Origin of the sequence: Solidesulfovibrio carbinoliphilus subsp. oakridgensis (assembly GCF_000177215.2) — a bacterium.
Taxonomy (GTDB): domain Bacteria; phylum Desulfobacterota; class Desulfovibrionia; order Desulfovibrionales; family Desulfovibrionaceae; genus Solidesulfovibrio; species Solidesulfovibrio carbinoliphilus.
On record NZ_CM001368.1, the window covers coordinates 2,570,021 to 2,586,475 of the forward strand.

General features: G+C 65.2%; 15 protein-coding genes. 7 read left to right on the forward strand and 8 right to left on the reverse strand.

Features of this window, described 5'->3' with window-relative positions; translation table 11 throughout:
* Nucleotides 1-1,317, forward strand: a complete 1,317-nt coding sequence (locus tag DFW101_RS11145; RefSeq protein WP_009181615.1) for an adenylosuccinate synthase — start codon at nt 1-3, stop codon at nt 1,315-1,317.
* Nucleotides 1,318-1,717: 400 nt separating this feature from the next.
* Nucleotides 1,718-2,608, forward strand: a complete 891-nt coding sequence (locus DFW101_RS11150) for a DNA polymerase III subunit delta' (protein WP_009181616.1) — start codon at nt 1,718-1,720, stop codon at nt 2,606-2,608.
* Nucleotides 2,609-2,871: 263 nt separating this feature from the next.
* On the opposite strand, the gene DFW101_RS11155 is transcribed toward DFW101_RS11150, so the two are convergent.
* Genes DFW101_RS11155 through DFW101_RS11180 form a run of 6 tightly spaced genes read right to left on the reverse strand, consistent with a single transcriptional unit; the run spans nt 2,872 to nt 8,167 of the window.
* Nucleotides 2,872-3,243 carry a 4Fe-4S binding protein gene (locus tag DFW101_RS11155; protein WP_009181617.1) on the reverse strand — a complete coding sequence of 124 codons (372 nt, stop codon included), beginning with the start codon at nt 3,241-3,243 and terminating at the stop codon, nt 2,872-2,874.
* A 17-nt stretch (nt 3,244-3,260) separates the two neighbouring features.
* Nucleotides 3,261-4,490, reverse strand: coding sequence for a hydrogenase large subunit (locus DFW101_RS11160; RefSeq protein ID WP_009181618.1), 1,230 nt, complete (start codon nt 4,488-4,490; stop codon nt 3,261-3,263).
* Between the two features lie 12 nt (nt 4,491-4,502).
* Nucleotides 4,503-4,868: an NADH-quinone oxidoreductase subunit C gene (locus DFW101_RS11165; RefSeq protein ID WP_009181619.1), complete on the reverse strand. Its 366-nt coding sequence runs from the start codon at nt 4,866-4,868 to the stop codon at nt 4,503-4,505.
* 59 nt (nt 4,869-4,927) lie between these two features.
* Nucleotides 4,928-5,371 carry an NADH-quinone oxidoreductase subunit B family protein gene (locus tag DFW101_RS11170; protein ID WP_009181620.1) on the reverse strand — a complete coding sequence of 148 codons (444 nt, stop codon included), beginning with the start codon at nt 5,369-5,371 and terminating at the stop codon, nt 4,928-4,930.
* A 28-nt stretch (nt 5,372-5,399) separates the two neighbouring features.
* On the reverse strand, nt 5,400-6,248 hold the full coding sequence (locus DFW101_RS11175) for a respiratory chain complex I subunit 1 family protein (RefSeq protein ID WP_043643316.1): 849 nt from the start codon (nt 6,246-6,248) through the stop codon (nt 5,400-5,402).
* The gene (locus DFW101_RS11180) at nt 6,248-8,167 is read right to left on the reverse strand and encodes an NADH-quinone oxidoreductase subunit 5 family protein (protein ID WP_009181622.1); all 1,920 of its coding nucleotides are present in this window, start codon (nt 8,165-8,167) and stop codon (nt 6,248-6,250) included. The genes DFW101_RS11175 and DFW101_RS11180 overlap by 1 nt, the downstream gene beginning before the upstream one ends.
* Before the next feature lie 452 nt (nt 8,168-8,619).
* Here DFW101_RS11180 and groES point away from each other — a divergent pair, with 452 nt between their 5' ends.
* Nucleotides 8,620-8,910 carry a co-chaperone GroES gene (gene groES, locus DFW101_RS11185; protein ID WP_009181623.1) on the forward strand — a complete coding sequence of 97 codons (291 nt, stop codon included), beginning with the start codon at nt 8,620-8,622 and terminating at the stop codon, nt 8,908-8,910.
* Between the two features lie 46 nt (nt 8,911-8,956).
* On the forward strand, nt 8,957-10,606 hold the full coding sequence (gene groL / locus DFW101_RS11190; RefSeq protein ID WP_009181624.1) for a chaperonin GroEL: 1,650 nt from the start codon (nt 8,957-8,959) through the stop codon (nt 10,604-10,606).
* Between the two features lie 279 nt (nt 10,607-10,885).
* Here the strand turns inward: groL and DFW101_RS11195 are convergent, their stop codons facing one another.
* Nucleotides 10,886-12,031, reverse strand: a complete 1,146-nt coding sequence (locus tag DFW101_RS11195) for a pyridoxal phosphate-dependent aminotransferase (protein ID WP_009181625.1) — start codon at nt 12,029-12,031, stop codon at nt 10,886-10,888.
* A 136-nt stretch (nt 12,032-12,167) separates the two neighbouring features.
* Nucleotides 12,168-13,628, reverse strand: coding sequence for a dynamin family protein (locus DFW101_RS11200; RefSeq protein ID WP_009181626.1), 1,461 nt, complete (start codon nt 13,626-13,628; stop codon nt 12,168-12,170).
* Between the two features lie 177 nt (nt 13,629-13,805).
* Here DFW101_RS11200 and DFW101_RS11205 point away from each other — a divergent pair, with 177 nt between their 5' ends.
* The 3 genes from DFW101_RS11205 (at nt 13,806) to DFW101_RS11215 (ending at nt 16,305) form a co-directional block, all read left to right on the forward strand.
* Nucleotides 13,806-14,363 carry a type I restriction enzyme HsdR N-terminal domain-containing protein gene (locus DFW101_RS11205; protein ID WP_009181627.1) on the forward strand — a complete coding sequence of 186 codons (558 nt, stop codon included), beginning with the start codon at nt 13,806-13,808 and terminating at the stop codon, nt 14,361-14,363.
* 236 nt (nt 14,364-14,599) lie between these two features.
* The gene (locus DFW101_RS11210) at nt 14,600-15,523 is read left to right on the forward strand and encodes an ABC transporter ATP-binding protein (RefSeq protein ID WP_009181628.1); all 924 of its coding nucleotides are present in this window, start codon (nt 14,600-14,602) and stop codon (nt 15,521-15,523) included.
* Nucleotides 15,520-16,305, forward strand: coding sequence for an ABC transporter permease (locus tag DFW101_RS11215; RefSeq protein WP_009181629.1), 786 nt, complete (start codon nt 15,520-15,522; stop codon nt 16,303-16,305). The genes DFW101_RS11210 and DFW101_RS11215 overlap by 4 nt, the downstream gene beginning before the upstream one ends.
* The last annotated feature ends 150 nt before the right edge of the window (nt 16,306-16,455 follow it).

The following is a 16,455-nucleotide window of genomic DNA, read 5'->3' on the forward strand; positions in this document are numbered from 1 at the left end:
ATGGCCGAATACCGCAACCAGCAGACGCCCGGCGCAGGCCGGGGCATCGTCATTCATGGCGCGCAATGGGGCGACGAGGGCAAGGGCAAGATCGTCGACCTGTTGACCGAAACGGCCAAAGCCGTGGTCCGCTTCCAGGGCGGCAACAACGCCGGGCACACCCTGGTCGTCGGCGGCGAGAAAACCGTCGTCCACCTCATGCCGTCGGGCATCCTCCACGACGGCACCACCTGCCTGATCGGCAACGGCGTGGTGCTCGATCCCGAGGTCCTGTGCCGCGAAATGGACACGCTCGGCGCCAAGGGCGTCCACGTCACGCCCGAACGGCTGATCGTCTCGCGCAAAACCCACGTTATCATGCCCTACCACCGGCTCCTCGACGGGGCGCGCGAGACGCTCTTGGCCGGCGGCAAGATCGGCACCACCGGACGCGGCATCGGCCCCTGCTACGAGGACAAGATGGCCCGCATCGGCATCCGGGCCGGCGACTTCGCCGATCCCGACCTCCTGGCCAAGAAAATCGCCAAGGCCCTGGTCGAAAAAAATATCCTCTTCACCAAGCTCTACGACATGCCGGCCCTGGACCCGGGCACCGTGGCCGAAGCCCTGGCCCCGGTGGCCAAACGCCTGCTGCCCTACCTCGGCGACGTGTCCTCGGTCATCCAGAAGACCATGGCCGCCGGCGGGGACGTGCTCTTCGAAGGGGCCCAAGGCACCCATCTCGACATCGACCACGGCACCTACCCCTTCGTCACCTCATCCAACACCGTGTCCGGACAGGCCGCCGCCGGCAGCGGCTGCGCGCCGGACGTCCTCGGCCGGGTCGTGGCCGTGGTCAAAGCCTACACCACCCGCGTCGGCTCGGGACCCTTCCCGACCGAACTCTTTGGCACCGTCGGCGACTACCTCCAGGAAAAAGGCGGCGAGTTCGGCGCGACCACCGGCCGCAAGCGCCGCTGCGGCTGGCTCGACCTGGCCTTGCTCCGCGAATCCGCCCGCCTGTCCGGCCCCACCGACATCGCGCTGACCAAACTCGATGTCCTCAGCGGCCTCTACGAAATCAAAATCTGCATCGGCTACCGCTTCAAGGGCAAGATCTACGAATATCCGCCCCAGGAAGAAGGGGCCCTCGAACACGTGGAGCCGATCTACGAGACCATGCCCGGCTGGGAAGAAGACCTCTCCGGCATCACCGCCTGGGAAGACCTGCCGCTGGCGGCCCGGGAATACGTCTCGCGCATCGAACAGTCGCTCAAAACCACCTGCTCCATCCTGTCCGTCGGACCGGATCGGCGGCAGACCATCATTCGCGGGTAGTTGTAAATAAAGAAAAGATGCCTCCGGCGGCCGGGAGGGGGTCACCCCCTCCCGGACCCACCCGAACGGGGTGGACGGAAGGAAGCGACGGCGTAGGCGGCCGGCCCGTGTGAAGTTCTTTCTTAAGAGTTTTGTCCGTAAAATTCCTTCAAACTCGCCCCGTCCCCGGGGCGACGGGCCTGTGTGGCCGGAATTGGCCGGCCGTGCTGGCTGGCTTTGCAGCCAGTGTCGGCCGGCCAATTCCGGCCACACCGACGCACTCCCGCCCTTGCCCGCCCCGCCACCCGCTTACCCCTCCCCCGCCCAGGGGGTCCGGGGGGGATGATCCCCCCCGGCCGCCGGAGGCATCTTCCCTCTCCCGCACCCCTCCCCTTCCCCGCCCCCACTACGGAGCAACACCATGACACCCCCCACCACCTTTTCCCATCACCACCTCTCCACCGCCGCCGCAGCCTTCGCCATCCCGGAGCGCCAGACGCACGTCCTGGCCGGGCTCCACGGCCTGACGCGGGCCATGCCGCAGGCGCTGATCCTGGAGGGCGGCCAGGCGTCGGAGCGGGCGGCGGTGGCGGTGTGGCTGGCGGCGCGGCTCAATTGCCGGGAGGACGGGTCGCCGTGCGGCCGGTGCCCGACCTGCCGGCAGGTGCTGGACAAGGTGTTTCTGGACCTCCAGTATTTTGACGGCGGCGTGGAAACGATCAAGGTGGACACCATGCGCGAGGTGCGCCGGCTGGTCGGGGAGCCGCCGCGCGGCCCGGGCCGGCGGGTGATCATCCTGGCCGAGGCCCAGGGCTTGACCGACGAGGCGGCCAACGCGCTGCTCAAAGCCATGGAGGAACCGCGCCCGGGCAACGTGTTCGTGCTGCTCGCGCCGCAACGGGAGCGTCTTTTCCCGACCCTGGTGTCGCGGTCGTTCGTGCTGACCCTGGCCTGGCCGGACACGGCCGTGCCGGCCCCGAGCGGCGGCGAGGACGATCCCTGGCCGCTGCTCGACGCGTTGCACCAGTTCTGGCGCACGGGCCGGGGCTGGTTTTCGGCGGCCAAGGGCCGGCCGACCAAGCTTTGCGCCGAGCGGGCCCTGACCGAGCTGTCCCGGGGACTGGCCGGCTATCTGGCCGGGCGCAACGATTCGGATCTGGCCGTCCTGCTCGGCCCGTGCCGCGACCCGGACATCCCCCGCCGCTTCGACCTGCTGTTGTCCGAGTGCCAGGAAGCACTCATCGTGACCGTCAACCCGGCCCTGGTCCTCGACCGCCTGGCCACCCGCGCCTATCTGTGGTTCCGGGGGTAACGTGAATAGGTGACGGGGTAGACGGAAGAATGCCTCCGGCGGCCGGGGGGGACACCCCCCCGGACCCCCTGAAAGGGGGAAAAAAACTCCCGCGCACCTGGCGAAGCCGGCCAAAAGTTTTTGGGAAGGGGTCCGGGGGAACCCTTTTTCCAAAAAGGGTTCCCCCGGCCGCCGGAGGCATCCCCCCTCCTGCCGCAAAAAAACGCCCGCCACCGGTGATCCGGCGGCGGGCGTTCTGATTGCTGGTCAGGAACAGGAGGCGGCTATTCGGCCGGGGCTTCCTCGGCCTTTTTCTTTTTCTTGGGCACGCCCTGGAGGAAGATCGTCTGCTGCTCGGTGGCAACGGGACGATGCTCCTTGGTCATGGACAAGCAGCTGGTGGGGCACACGTCCACGCACACGCCGCAGTACACGCAGGACATGGCTTCGCAGGTCCAGGTGCCGGCCTTATTGTCCACGCTGATGCACTGGGACGGGCACTTGATCTGGCAGGTCCGGCAGAAGATGCACTCGTCGATGTTGTTGACGAGCGTGCCGCGAAACCCTTCGAAGTGGCCCCGGACGGCAAAGGGATAGAGCCGCGTGGAGCTTTTGCTAAAAAGGTTCGTGACGACGTTTTTGGTCATGTTGAACATGGAAACGCGCTCCTTTTTTACCGTTCGGTGCAGCTGATGCAGGGGTCGATGGACAGCACGATGACCGGCACGTCAGCCAGCTCGCACCCCGGCAAGATGGCCAGAAGCGGCGGGATATTGGCGAATGTGGGGGTGCGGATGCGCACGCGCTCCATATTCTTCGAGCCGTTGCCCTTGATGTAGTACATAAGTTCGCCGCGCGGCTGTTCGACCCGGGTCACGGCCTCGCCATCCGGCTTGCCCTTGACCTTGGCGGCCACGAGGCCGGTCGGCAGGTCGAGGTTTGGCGGGGGCGCGGCAGTGATCTTGTGGTGCTTGTCGCGGTTGTAGGCCTGCATGATGTCCCGGCGTTCGCCGGCAACGACGGGACGCGGCGTGTCGTCTTCCATGGCGCCCTCGACGTTGACCGAGGTTTCGCCGGCCGGCATGCGGGCGATAGCCAGGCGGACGATGTCGATGGACTGGAGCGTCTCGCGGAAGCGGACGGCACAGCGGGCGTAGGAGTCGCCGCCGTATTCGACCACCGGCTCGAAGCCGAGTTCGTCAAAGGCGGCGTAGCCGGTCTGGCGGGCGTCCTGGGCCCAGCCCGAGCCGCGCAGCATGGGGCCGACCGCGCCGAGCTGGTAGGCCTTTTCCTTGGAAAGGACGCCGATGCCGACGGTGCGTTTTTTCACGGTGTAGTCATTGAGGATGGTGGTCTGGAGCTGCTTGATCTCCTTTTCGGACAGGGCCAGCTGCTGCTCGATCCACAGGCACTGTTCGGGGGAGAGGTCGCGGCGCACGCCGCCGATGACGTTGACCGAAACCACCACGCGGTTGCCGCAGGTGGCTTCCATGATGTCCATGATGCGCTCGCGCACCCGCCAGAACTGCATGAAGAGGCTTTCGAAGCCGAAGGCATCGGCGAAAAGCCCGAGCCACAGCAGGTGGGAGTGCATGCGGTGCAGCTCGCCCCAGATGGTGCGCAGGTACTTGGCCCGGCGGGGCACTTCGACGCCCATGATCTGCTCGACGCCCTCGCAGTAGCAAAGGGCGTGCAGGCACGAACAGATGCCGCAGACGCGCTCGACGATCTGGATCATCTGGTTGAAGTCGCGGATTTCGCACAGCCGTTCCAGGCCCCGGTGGACGTAGCCGAGGGTCGGCAGGGCCTCGATGACGGTCTCGTTCTCGATCGTAAGTTTCAGGTGCAGGGGTTCCGGCAAAACCGGATGCTGCGGACCGAAAGGCAGTATGGTACGGGCCATAAGCTTCCCTCTTTAGGACTGTTTTTGAGCCACGCTGACCTTGCAGAACGGCATGGCGCGGACTTCTTCTTCAAGATAGAGGGCTCCGCCGAAATCGAGCACGATGTCGGAGAAGCAGATGCCGAACTGGTCGCGGATCTCGTTTTCCACGAGCAGGGCGGCGAAGTAGACCGGAGAGATGCTCGGGACCACCGTATCCTTGGGGATGGTCAGGCGGTAATGCCGCATGACCAGGTCCTTGTCGTAATGGTAGAGCAGATCGAAGTTGTTGTCGGCGAGCTGCACGGCGGACATGGTGACCAGCCGCCAGCCGTCGTCGAAGCATTCCTTGGCGACGTCCTGAACGGCGTCGAGGGAAAGGGGGATGGTTTCCAGCACGGTTGTTCCTCGCTACGGGCTTGCGCCCGTTTGGATCTTGTCGTTTCCGCAGGGCCGCTCTAGGCGGTCATGCCGAGCAGGCCCTTGACCTTTTCCAGGGCCGCCACCACGCCGTCGATGATGGCTTCGGGCCGGGCCGGGCAGCCGGGCACGTAGACATCGACCGGGATGACCTTGTCCACGCCGCCGACCACGTTGTAGGCCTCGCGGAAGACGCCGCCGGTGCAGCCGCAGGCGCCGATGGCGATGACGGCCTTGGGTCCGGGCATCTGGTCGTAGATGTTTTTGAGCACATGCTTGTTGCGGTGGTTGACGGTGCCGGTGACGAGGAGCACGTCGGCGTGCTTGGGGTTGCCGACGTTGATGATGCCGAAGCGTTCGATATCGTACAGGGGCGTCAGGCAGGCCAGCACCTCGATGTCGCAGCCGTTGCAGCTGCCGCAGTCGAAGTGGACCACCCACGGGGACTTGATGCGTCCTTGATTGATCATGTTGCCTAACATGGGTGCGCTCTCTTTGGCTTAAAGGTCGTTATTGGGCATAGAGCCAGATCATGTTGACGACGGTCAGGGCCACGCCCATGCCCACGGCGGACTTGAGCATGAAGTGCCAGGTCAGGCGTGCCGTGACGTTGTCGATGATGATCTCGGCCAGGTAGGTCAGCGCCACCAGGACGACCATGCCAACGACGCTCGTGGACCAGAACAGGGCGCACAGGCCAAGGACCAGGATCACCTCGTACCAGTGGGCGATCTCGATCATGGCCAGGAAGGGGCCGGAGTATTCGGTGTAGACGCCGCGCACCAGCTCCTGGTGGGCGTGGTGGCAGGCCGAGATGTCAAACGGCGACTTGCGCAGCTTGATGGTCAGCGCGTAGCCGAGCACGATGAACATGAGCGGGATGTCGTAGAGGAGCGGCCGGGACAGCTCGAAGACCGCGCTCACCTTGAAGCTGCCGGTGACCATGGCGATGGCCGCGAAGACGAGGATCAGAAGCGGCTCGTAGGCCAGCATCTGCAGGAGTTCGCGCTGCCCGCCGATCTGGCTGTAGGGCGACGGCGAGGCCAGGGCGCCCATGACCAGGAAGACCGCGCCGACGGTGAGGACAAAGAAGATCAGCAGCAGGTCCGAGCCGATGAAGAGCAGGACCACGGACAGGGCGGCGGCCACCACGTAGACGTAGGCGCAGATGGCCTGCCAGGTGTTGGTGACCATGGGCTCCTTGCCGAGGAGCTTTAAGACGTCATAGAGGGGCTGCAGGATCGGCGGTCCGACCCGGGACTGCAGCCAGGCGGTGATCCGGCGATCCACGCCGGTGATGAGGGCTCCGAGGACCGGAGCCAGGATCAGGGCCACGATGGCGAGCAGGATTTTGATAATCACAGGGCGCCTCCGAAGAGCATGATCACGAGAACGGCAAGCGCGATGGCGTTGATCCACTTCGACAACATGGCTTCGCCGAAGAACTGCTCAAGGTAGTAGTTGCCGGACGCCGCGGCCACGTGCATGCCGAGCGGTCCGAGGAAGCCGGGCTTGCCGCCCACGGTCTGCTGTTCGCCGCACATGTACGGGTCCGCGATCTGGGCGGCCGTCACCTTCCGCGACTGCTTGATGGCGAAGTAGAGGCCAAGGCCGAGCAGGAGAAAGAGCGGGTAGATGATGAAGACGCCGGTGGACGACTCGAAGTTGCCAAGGCTCACGGTGTAGGCCGTGGTCTTGTAGTACATGGCCACGACCGGGGCCACCAGGCCGTTGTAGACAAAGGGCGACAGGAAGCTGACCACCACGGCCAGGCCGGCCAGGACCACCAGCGGGAAGCGCACCGTCGAGGCCTGGGTCTCGGGCTTGATCTTGCCAAAGGGCGTGGCCAGGAGGATGCCGGCCCAGCGGCACCAGAAGAGCACGGTCAGGCCCGAACCGAGGGCCAGCATGACCATGACCAGGAACTGGCCGTTGGCGGATTCGATGGCCATCCACTTGGCCATGAGCATGCCGAAAGGCGGCAGCATCATGGTCACGACGCCGATGACGGTAATGAGCGCCGTGCGGGGCATGACGGCCCACAAGCCGCGCATGTCCTCGATGTCGCGCGAGCCGATCTTCTGCTCGATGGCGCCCACGCACAGGAAGAGCAATGCCTTGGAGATGGCGTGGAACAGGATCAGCAGGATGGCCGCGGTGATGGCGGCCGGGGTGTTGATGCCGGCGCAGGCGATAATGAGGGCCAGGTTGGAGATGGTGGAATAGGCCAGGATCTTCTTGCCGTTGGACTGGCCGGCGGCCAGGGCGGCCGTGGCCAGGAAGACGAAGGCCCCAAAGAGCGCGATGAAGTTGGACAGGTACGTTCCGGCGTAGATCGGGGCCAGGCGCACGATGATGTAGACGCCGGCCTTGACCATGGTCGAGGAGTGGAGCAGGGCCGAAACCGGGGTGGGCGCGACCATGGCCCCGGTCAGCCAGCTCTGGAACGGGGCCTGGGCGGCCTTGGTCATGCCGGCGAAGACCAAGAGGAACATGGGGATGAGGATGGCCCCGCCGGCCACGGCCATCTCCGGCCCCTTGGCCAGGATGTCCTGGAGGGACAGGGTGCCGGCCGTTTTCTGCAGGATGATCAGGCCAAAGAGGAAGGCCGTGCCGCCAAGGACGTTCATCCACAGGGCGCGCTCGGCGTTCTTGCGGGCGATCTCGGTGTCGTCATGGCCGATCAGCATGAACGAGCACAGGGTGGTGCACTCCCAGAAAAAGTACATCCACAGGAGGTTGTTGGCCAGAACCAGGCCGTTCATGGCCCCGAGGAAGAGCACGATGAAGAAGAAGAACCGGGGCTGCCTGGATTTGGGCAGGTGCAGATGCTCCTCGTGCTCCTTCATGTAGCCGATGCCGTAGACGGCGATCAGCGAACCCACGATGGAGATGATGAGCACCATGATGAGGCTCAGGTCGTCGGCGAAGAAGGCGGGCGTGGCCCCATGGTCGTGAACCATGAAGAAGTCGAGCCAGACCAGACCGAGGATTTGGGCGGCGGTCAGCCAGATGATGATCTGGTTTTTTCGTTTGAAACCTACCGCCAGGACCACAAACAGTATGACGAAGTCGCCAAGGGTGACGAGCGTATCATACAGTGGGGCCGGCGACAGGATGAACGCTCCGCCGCGGAGCATGGCCAGTGATGCGAGGGCAAGCACCCCCGCCGTGGCCACCAGGATGACCTTGCGCACGTTTTGCTCACGCAAAACGAGCAACACGGCTGCAACCAGGAATGGCAGCAGCACCGTCGCAAAGACCAACGTGTCGAGCATAGGCACCTCGGAAAAAAGTTTAGGGACCGCCATGGACACACGCCCTGCCCCCGCCGCGGGACAGAGCAATCCACGAGCAATGCGGCCGCATGCTTTGGAAAACCCTAGGCCCCATGGGGGAGAGCGTCAAGTTTAGGCGTCTTATAAGAAATTGCCACCCTGTGCAATAGCGTGATTCCTTTCACAAGGGTCCCTCTTCAGGCAAAAAACGCCCTCCGGCACCCGCCCCGCCTGACTCTCGTGGGCCTACGACAGTCACTCTTCAAAAAAATATCGTGATTTCAAACTATTACCTTCAGGAAACTTTTTGGTGCCAAGAACGTTTTTTTTGGGCCGACCCCCTTGCCTTTCATGGCGATGTGGTTAGATACATTTCCGCCCGCCGCTAGCACTCCTCGCTTGCGAGTGCCAGCGGCGGGCCATTCCCCCCAAATATCCATGGAGGCAACCGTATGAAGCTCAAACCCTTAGGCGATCGCGTGCTCGTGAAACGGCTGGAACAGGAGGAAGTCACGAAGGGTGGCATCATCATCCCCGACTCCGCCAAGGAAAAGCCCATGAAGGGCGAGGTCATCGCCGCCGGCCCGGGCAAGATCGGCGACGACGGCAAGCACGTGCAGATGCACGTGGAAAAGGGCGACCTGGTCCTTTTCAACAAGTACGCCGGCACCGAAATCAAGGTCGATGAGGATGATTTCCTCGTGATGCGCGAGGATGACATCCTGGCCATCATCGAAGCCTAAGGCCCTCCCCATTCCCCACTGAATCATTAGACAAGGAGAAACATACATGGCTGCCAAAGATATCTTGTTCGATGCCAGAGCCCGCGAGAAGCTGAAACGTGGCGTTGACAAGCTTGCCAACGCCGTGAAGGTCACCCTGGGACCCAAGGGCCGCAACGTGGTCATCGAGAAGTCCTACGGCTCCCCGATCATCACCAAGGACGGCGTGACCGTGGCCAAGGAAATCGAGCTTGAAGACAAGTTCGAGAACATGGGCGCCCAGATGGTCAAGGAAGTCGCTTCCAAGACCTCGGACATCGCCGGCGACGGCACCACCACCGCCACCATCCTGGCCCAGGCCATTTACAGCGAAGGCGTGAAGCTTGTGGCCGCCGGCCGCAATCCCATGGCCATCAAGCGCGGCATCGACAAGGCCGTCGAGTCGGTCGTGGCCGAGCTCGAGACCCTGGCCAAGCCCACCCGCGACCAGAAAGAAATCGCCCAGGTCGGCACCATTTCCGCCAACTCCGACGCCACCATCGGCAACATCATCGCCGAGGCCATGAACAAGGTCGGCAAGGAAGGCGTCATCACGGTCGAGGAAGCCAAGGGCATGGAGACCACCCTGGACGTGGTCGAAGGCATGCAGTTCGACCGCGGCTACCTCTCCCCCTATTTCGTCACCGATCCCGAGCGCATGGTTTGCGAGCTCGACGAGCCGCTCATCCTCATCAACGAGAAGAAAGTCTCGGCCATGAAGGATCTGCTGCCCATCCTCGAGCAGGTGGCCAAGATGTCCCGGCCGCTTCTGATCGTGGCTGAAGACATCGAGGGCGAGGCCCTGGCCACGCTGGTCGTCAACAAGCTGCGCGGCACGCTCCAGGTCTGCGCCGTCAAGGCTCCGGGCTTCGGCGACCGCCGCAAGGCCATGCTCGAAGACATCGCCATCCTGACCGGCGGCCAGTCCGTGTCCGAAGACCTCGGCATCAAGCTCGAGAACATCACCCTGGTCGACCTCGGCAAGGCCAAGCGCGTCATCGTGGACAAGGAAAACACCACCATCGTCGACGGCGCCGGCGATGCCGAGAAGATCAAGGCCCGCGTGAAGCAGATTCGCGCCCAGGCCGACGAGACCACCTCCAGCTACGACAAAGAAAAGCTGCAGGAGCGTCTGGCCAAGATCGTCGGCGGCGTGGCCGTCATCAATGTCGGCGCGGCCACCGAGACCGAGATGAAAGAGAAGAAGGCCCGCGTCGAAGATGCGCTGAACGCCACCCGCGCGGCCGTTGAGGAAGGCATCGTCCCCGGCGGCGGCGTCGCCCTGGTCCGTTGCGTCAAGAGCCTGACCGACATCAAGGCCCTGGACGACGACGAGCAGTCCGGCATCGAGATCGTGCGCCGCGCCATCGAAGAGCCGCTGCGCCAAATCGCGAGCAACGCCGGCTTCGAAGGCTCCATTGTCGTTGCCAAGGTCCGTGACGGCGCCGAGGGCTTCGGCTTCAACGCCGCCACCGGCCAGTACGAAGACCTGATCGCGGCCGGTGTCATCGACCCCAAAAAGGTCACCCGCATCGCCCTGCAGAATTCCGCTTCCGTGGCCGGCCTGCTCCTGACCACCGAGGCGGCCGTGGCCGAAAAGCCCGAGCCGAAAAAAGACATGCCCGCCATGCCCGGCGGCGGCATGGGCGGCATGGGTGGCATGGGCGGCATGTACTAGACGCCCTTTGCTTCACGTTACCGCCTTCAGGGCGGCCGGACGAAAGTCCGGCCGCCTTTTTTTTGGGAAAAGATGCCTCCGGCGGCCGGGAGGGGGTCACCCCCTCCCGGACCCACCCGCCCCGGGAAACGACGAAGGGCGGTCCCATACTGGGACCGCCCTTCGTCGTTTCGCGCCCCCTTTCGGGGGGGCCGGGGGGGATGATCCCCCCCGGCGGAGAGGTCCAGGAGAGGCAGAGCCTCTCCTGGCCGCCCGAGGCATCTTCCTTCCGTTCCTCTCCTACCGGCAGTGCTCGCTCATATACCGGCCGAGGCGCTCCAGGCCTTCCTCGATGTTCTCCAGGGAATTGGCGTAGGAAAAGCGCAGGTGCCCTTCCCCGCCCGGGCCGAAGTCGATGCCGGGCGTGACGCCGACATGGGCCTTCTCCAGGATGTCGTAGGCCAGCGCCAGGGAATCCGGGTGCAGGTGGTCGGCCCGCACGAACACGTAAAAGGCGCCCGTCGGCTCCACGCGGGGAGAAAGGCCGAGCTTTCTAAGCCCCGCCAGGAGAACCTTGCGCCGCTGGTCGTAGGTCCGGCGCATGGCTTCGGCCGCGGCCAGGCCGTCGGGCGAAAGCGCGGCCAGACCGGCCCACTGGGCCACGGACGAGGCGCAGATGAAAAGGTTTTGCTGGAGCTTTTGCAGGATCGGCATCATTCCGCGCGGGGCGATCAGGTAGCCGAGGCGCAGGCCGGTCATGGCGAAGCGCTTGGAGAAGCCGTTCAAGACGATGGCGTCGTCGGAGAATTCCAGGGCGCACCGGGCCGGTTCGCCGTAGGTCAGGCCGTGGTAGATCTCGTCGGAAATGACGGGCACGCCCATGGCGCAGGCCGCATCCAGGGCCTCGGGGGAAATGAGCGTCCCGGTCGGGTTGGCCGGGGAATTGATGAGAATGCCGGCGGTCAGTTCGCTGACGTTCTCGCCGATCAGGTCCGGCGTGAACTGGAACCCGTCCTCCTCGGCCACAGGCACGTAGTGCGGGGTCAGGTTGGTGAAGCGCAGGAAGTTGGGGTAGCAGGCATAGGCCGGGTCGGTGAGGAGGATGTGGCGGCCGGGCCGGGCCAGGACGCCGAAGGCGAGCAGCATGGCCGGCGAGGTCCCGCCCGTGACCAGCACCCGGTCCGGCGAGACCGACACGCCGTATTCCCGGCCGTGCAGTTCGCAGATGGCCTCGCGCAGGGCCGGAATGCCAAGGCTGTGGGTGTAGTGGGTTTGGCCCTCGTCCACGGCCTTCTTGGCGGCCTCTTTCACGCAGTCCGGGATGTCGCAGTCCGGCTCCCCGATCTCCAGGTGGATGACCCGGTGGCCGGCGGCCTCGATCTTGTGGGCCTTTTCCAGAATGTCCATGACGAGAAACGACGTGATGTCCTTGCAGGCGGGATTCATGGCGGTTGTCCGATTGGTTTTGCGAAGGATGGGCGCGGCCCGGGCCGCGCGGGAATGGCGGATGTCCGGCCCCGGCCCCGGCTTCGCTGCAAGGACCGGGGCCGGGACCGAAGCCCCGTCTGTTTGCGCCGTGCGGTCAGGCGGCGTCGTCGGCCGGAGGCTGGCACATGCCCGAGGGGTGGGCGTACCGGTCGTTTAGGGACTGGATGTATTTCTCGCTGTCCGCGATGACGGAGCCGAGCATCCGCCGGGCCTTCTGGCCCCAGCCGGCCGGCTCCAGGCGAAAGATCGAGCGCCAGAAGACCGTATTCTTGGCAAAGGCCCGCAGGAGCCCCTCGCGGACCGGGCCGTGGGGATAGCTCTTTTCCACCAGCCGGGCCACGGCCGCGGCCGACCACTTGCGGGCGAGCAGATGGAGCCAGAGGCAGCCGCCGAGGCACAGGGCCACAAACGGGATCCAGCGCCAGGATTCGTCGAAAACCCAGCCCAGCCAGGCCGGCACCAGGCCGGTCGAAAAGGGGTGGCCGGTCAGGATGTAGAGGGCGGCCAGGACCAGGGCGACCAGCCCGAAAAGCATGCCGTCGCGCTTGAGCACCCCGGCCCGCCAGCGCAGGAAAAGCCCCCGCAACTCCGGCACCCGCACGTCCTCGACCTCGCGGGCCAGCTTTTCCAGGTCCCCGACGATGCGGTAGGCCCGCTCCACCCGGACGTGGTTCATGCGGTTGTGGATGGCGGCCATGTCCGCGTCGCGCTTGGCCTCGAACCGCAGGCGCAGGGCCTCGTCGGCGATGGGCAGGGCGGCCGAGGGCGAATAGATGCGGTAGAACTTGCCGGCGGTTAGCCCCTGCTGGGCCAGGGCCCGCTGCCAGGCGCCGACCACCTCTTCCGGGTTGTCCTCCCGGGCGGCGATGTCCATCTGGTTCAGGATGTAGATGAACTTGTTCGAATCGCGGCGGTTGATGGTGGCCGCGACCAGGTGGGTCAGCGTGTCGCGCATGGCCCCGGGTTCGGGGCGGCGGGCGTCAAAGAGGACCAGCACCAGGTCCGAGAGGTCCATGATGTGGTTGGTGATGCGCAAGGTCGAGGTCCGCTGGGCGTCGGCGTCGAAGCCCGGGGAGTCGATGAGAATAAGGCCCCGCAGCTTGTCGCTCGGACTGGTCTTGAGACGAATGTAGGAATCGATGCGCCCGCCCTCGCCCGGCTCCACCTTTTCGAGCTCCTCGCTCATCTTGTAAAAGGGAAAGCGCAGGTCGGCGTTGAGCGCCGTGCCCGGCAGGACCCGGGATTCGCCGGCCGCGTTGTAGCAGATGACCGTGAACTTGTCGTCCACGGCATGGGAGCCGGTCTGCTGCACGGGCGTGCCCAGATAGTAGTTGATGAACGTGGATTTGCCGGCGGAAAACGGGCCCAGGATGGAAATGAGCGGCCACCAGGCGATCTGGGAGATGGTGGACTGGTCAGAAGCCAAAAGCCCAAGGCCTCGACAGACGGTGTCGAGCTTTTTGAAACTCCCCACCGCATCGACCAGAAGCGGGTTTTCCAGTTGCAGATGCTCTTTGAGGCTGGCCAGCCTGTCGCTCAGTCTGCCGTCTTCCATGCGTCCCCCTGCCCGTGAAGAATGTCCCTATCTATCGAAGAACGCGACATTCGTCGAGATGGGACCGCCCTGGCGGCCCGCCTTCGGAAGGGCGGCGGGAAAATTCTTGCCCCGGCCCGGCCCTTGCCGCTATCCCGGACAGGCCCGGCCCGCAGCGGCCCCCAAGGAGGCTTGGCCATGCACGAGGAATCGCTTGGCACCGTCATCCGCGACTTTCTCACCGGCGAGGAAGTCCCCGAAACCTCCTACGAGGAGTTCCGGCAGGCCCTGGCCCGGCTCCTGGTGGAGGAGAAAGGCTATCCCAAGGACAGGCTCCGGCCCAAGGTCGGGGTCTGTTTTCCGGTCGACGGCGAGGCCTACACCCGCATGGTGGACCTGCTCGCCCTGGACGCGGCCGGACGGCCGCTCCTCTTCGCCATCTTCTGTTCCGGCGAACCCGGGTCCTACGTCCGCGAGGCCCTGGCCGCCGGCCGGATCTACCAGGACGGCCCGGTGCCCCTCGTCTTGGTCACCGACACCCGCGAGGCCGTGCTCCTCGAAACCGCCACCGGCCGGGAACTCGGGCGCGGCCTGCGGGCCATTCCCACCTGGCGGCAGGCCATGGACTTGCAGGCCCCGCTCCCGCAGCTGTCGGACGAGGCCCTGCGCCTGGAACGCCGCATCCTTTTTGCCTACAGCGAGTTTCTGGCCAACGGCTGCTGCCAGGGAGCCTGCCGGCCCAAGGCCCGGACCTAGTGTCGCGCCCATGGAAAAGTACATACTTTTTATGAATAACCATCTAATATAGTTATTTTTTATTAAAAATACTGGCGTATTTTTTTAAGGGCCGCCGCCCTCCGTCCAAGCGTCCCACCCGATCATCGGGACGGGTTTCCAAAGGGCGGCAGCCCCTTGGCCGCCGGAGGCTTTCCCCCTGACCCGTTTTGCAAGTCGCTTCTGGCCTCCGGCCCAAAGATGGCGTATAAGGCGGCATGGAGCGCGATTCCCAAACCCCGGTCATCGAAGTCGAGGCCGCGCGCAAGGACTACGGCCCGGTCCGGGCCGTGGACGACGTCAGCTTCGTGGTCCGGCGCGGCGAGTGCTTTGGCCTCCTTGGCCCCAACGGCGCCGGCAAGACCACCACCATCCGCATGATCTACGGGTTCTCGCCCCGCACCTCGGGCTTGGTCCGGGTCTTCGGCCTGGACATTGCCACGCACTTTCGCCGCATCCGCTCAAGGCTTGGCGTGTGCCAGCAGGGCAACACCCTGGATCCCGACTTGAGCGTCCTTGAAAACCTTCTCGTCTTTGCCGGCTATTTCCGCATCCCCCGCCGGGAAGCCCTGGCCCGGGCCGGGGAGCTGCTGGCCTTTTTCGCCCTGGAGGGCAAAAAGCGGTTCCAGTACGAGGAGCTGTCCGGCGGCATGGCCCGGCGGCTCATGCTGGCCCGGGCCATCATGAACAGGCCCGATCTGCTCATCCTCGACGAGCCGACCACCGGCCTCGATCCCCAGTCGCGAAACACCCTCTGGGACCGGCTGCTCGACCTCAAGCGGCAAGGCCTGACGATTCTTTTGACCACCCACGCCATGGAGGAGGCCGAGCGGTTTTGCGACCGCCTGTGCATCATCGACCACGGCAAGGTGGCGGCCGGCGGCGACCCGGCCGGACTGGTGGCCGCGAGCGTCGGCCGCCATGTCCTCGAGGTGGAGTCGCCCGGGGCGGACCTGCCGGCCTACCTCACGGCCGAGGGCCTGCGTTTCGACCGGTCGGGCCGGCGGCTCCTCATCTACGGCGAGGACCGGGCCACGCTCCTCGCCATCCGGGACCGGTTCTGCCCGGAGGGCGGCTATTTCCGGCCCGCCACCCTGGAGGACGTGTTTTTGCGCCTGACCGGCAGGGAGCTTCGCGAATGACGGGAGATCCGCGTTTCACGGGCCTTTTCTGGGCCGTCTGGCGGCGAAACCTGCTGGTCTACCGCCGCATCTGGGCCATCAACTTCCTGCCGCCGCTCCTGGAGCCGCTTTTTTATCTCCTGGCCTTCGGCCTCGGCTTTTCCGGGCTGGTGGCCGACGTCACCTGGCAGGGGGAAAAGCTCGGGTTCACGCAGTTTTTCGCCCCGGCCCTCATTGCGGCCACAGCCATGTGGCAGGCTTTCATGGAGACGTCCTACAACTCGTTTGTGCGGATGTTCTACCAGAAGACCTACGATGCGCTCCTGGCCACGCCCTTGTCCCTGGAAGAGATCATCGTGGCCGAGATCGTCTGGGGGGCCACCCGGTCGGTCATCGCGGCCGTGCTCATGCTCGGCGTGGTGGCCGGCCTCGGCTACGCCCCGAGCTGGCAGGCCCTGGCCGTCGTTCCCGTGGCCCTCCTGGGCGGCCTGGCCTTCGGGGCCATGGGCATGGCCACCACCTCGGTCACCGCCTCCATCGACATGTTCAACATCCCGATCTTCCTGGTCATCACCCCGATGTTCCTTTTTTCCGGCACCTTTTTCCCGGTGGACGCCCTGCCGGCCTGGGCGGGAAAGCTCGCCGCGCTCATGCCACTCTACCACTTGGCCGAACTGACCCGGGCCGCCTGCCTCGGCCGGCTGACCCCGGCCTCCCTTGGCAACGCGGCCGTGCTGGCCGGCTTCTTCCTGGCCTTTTTGCCCCTGTCGCTCGCCGGCATGCGCCGCCGCCTCGTGCGGTAAGTTGGGGCTCCGCCCCAAACCCCGCCAGGGCGCCGCCCTGGACCTGCCGGGGGGATGATCCCCCCGGCCCCCTGCAAAGGGGAGACTGAATAAACGTGGTGCAGCGTCGGCGGCGTGACCGTCGTCAATGGCAAAGGCCAAGAGAGGTGT

Bases quoted from the DNA above. Each gene is read 5' to 3' on its own strand.
- DFW101_RS11145 (WP_009181615.1), top strand. From the start codon at position 1: ATGGCCGAATACCGCAACCAGCAGACGCCCGGCGCAGGCCGGGGCATC.
- DFW101_RS11150 (WP_009181616.1), top strand. From the start codon at position 1,718: ATGACACCCCCCACCACCTTTTCCCATCACCACCTCTCCACCGCCGCC.
- DFW101_RS11155 (WP_009181617.1), bottom strand. From the start codon at position 3,243: ATGTTCAACATGACCAAAAACGTCGTCACGAACCTTTTTAGCAAAAGC.
- DFW101_RS11160 (WP_009181618.1), bottom strand. From the start codon at position 4,490: ATGGCCCGTACCATACTGCCTTTCGGTCCGCAGCATCCGGTTTTGCCG.
- DFW101_RS11170 (WP_009181620.1), bottom strand. From the start codon at position 5,371: ATGTTAGGCAACATGATCAATCAAGGACGCATCAAGTCCCCGTGGGTG.
- DFW101_RS11180 (WP_009181622.1), bottom strand. From the start codon at position 8,167: ATGCTCGACACGTTGGTCTTTGCGACGGTGCTGCTGCCATTCCTGGTT.
- groES (WP_009181623.1), top strand. From the start codon at position 8,620: ATGAAGCTCAAACCCTTAGGCGATCGCGTGCTCGTGAAACGGCTGGAA.
- groL (WP_009181624.1), top strand. From the start codon at position 8,957: ATGGCTGCCAAAGATATCTTGTTCGATGCCAGAGCCCGCGAGAAGCTG.
- DFW101_RS11195 (WP_009181625.1), bottom strand. From the start codon at position 12,031: ATGAATCCCGCCTGCAAGGACATCACGTCGTTTCTCGTCATGGACATT.
- DFW101_RS11200 (WP_009181626.1), bottom strand. From the start codon at position 13,628: ATGGAAGACGGCAGACTGAGCGACAGGCTGGCCAGCCTCAAAGAGCAT.
- DFW101_RS11205 (WP_009181627.1), top strand. From the start codon at position 13,806: ATGCACGAGGAATCGCTTGGCACCGTCATCCGCGACTTTCTCACCGGC.
- DFW101_RS11210 (WP_009181628.1), top strand. From the start codon at position 14,600: ATGGAGCGCGATTCCCAAACCCCGGTCATCGAAGTCGAGGCCGCGCGC.
- DFW101_RS11215 (WP_009181629.1), top strand. From the start codon at position 15,520: ATGACGGGAGATCCGCGTTTCACGGGCCTTTTCTGGGCCGTCTGGCGG.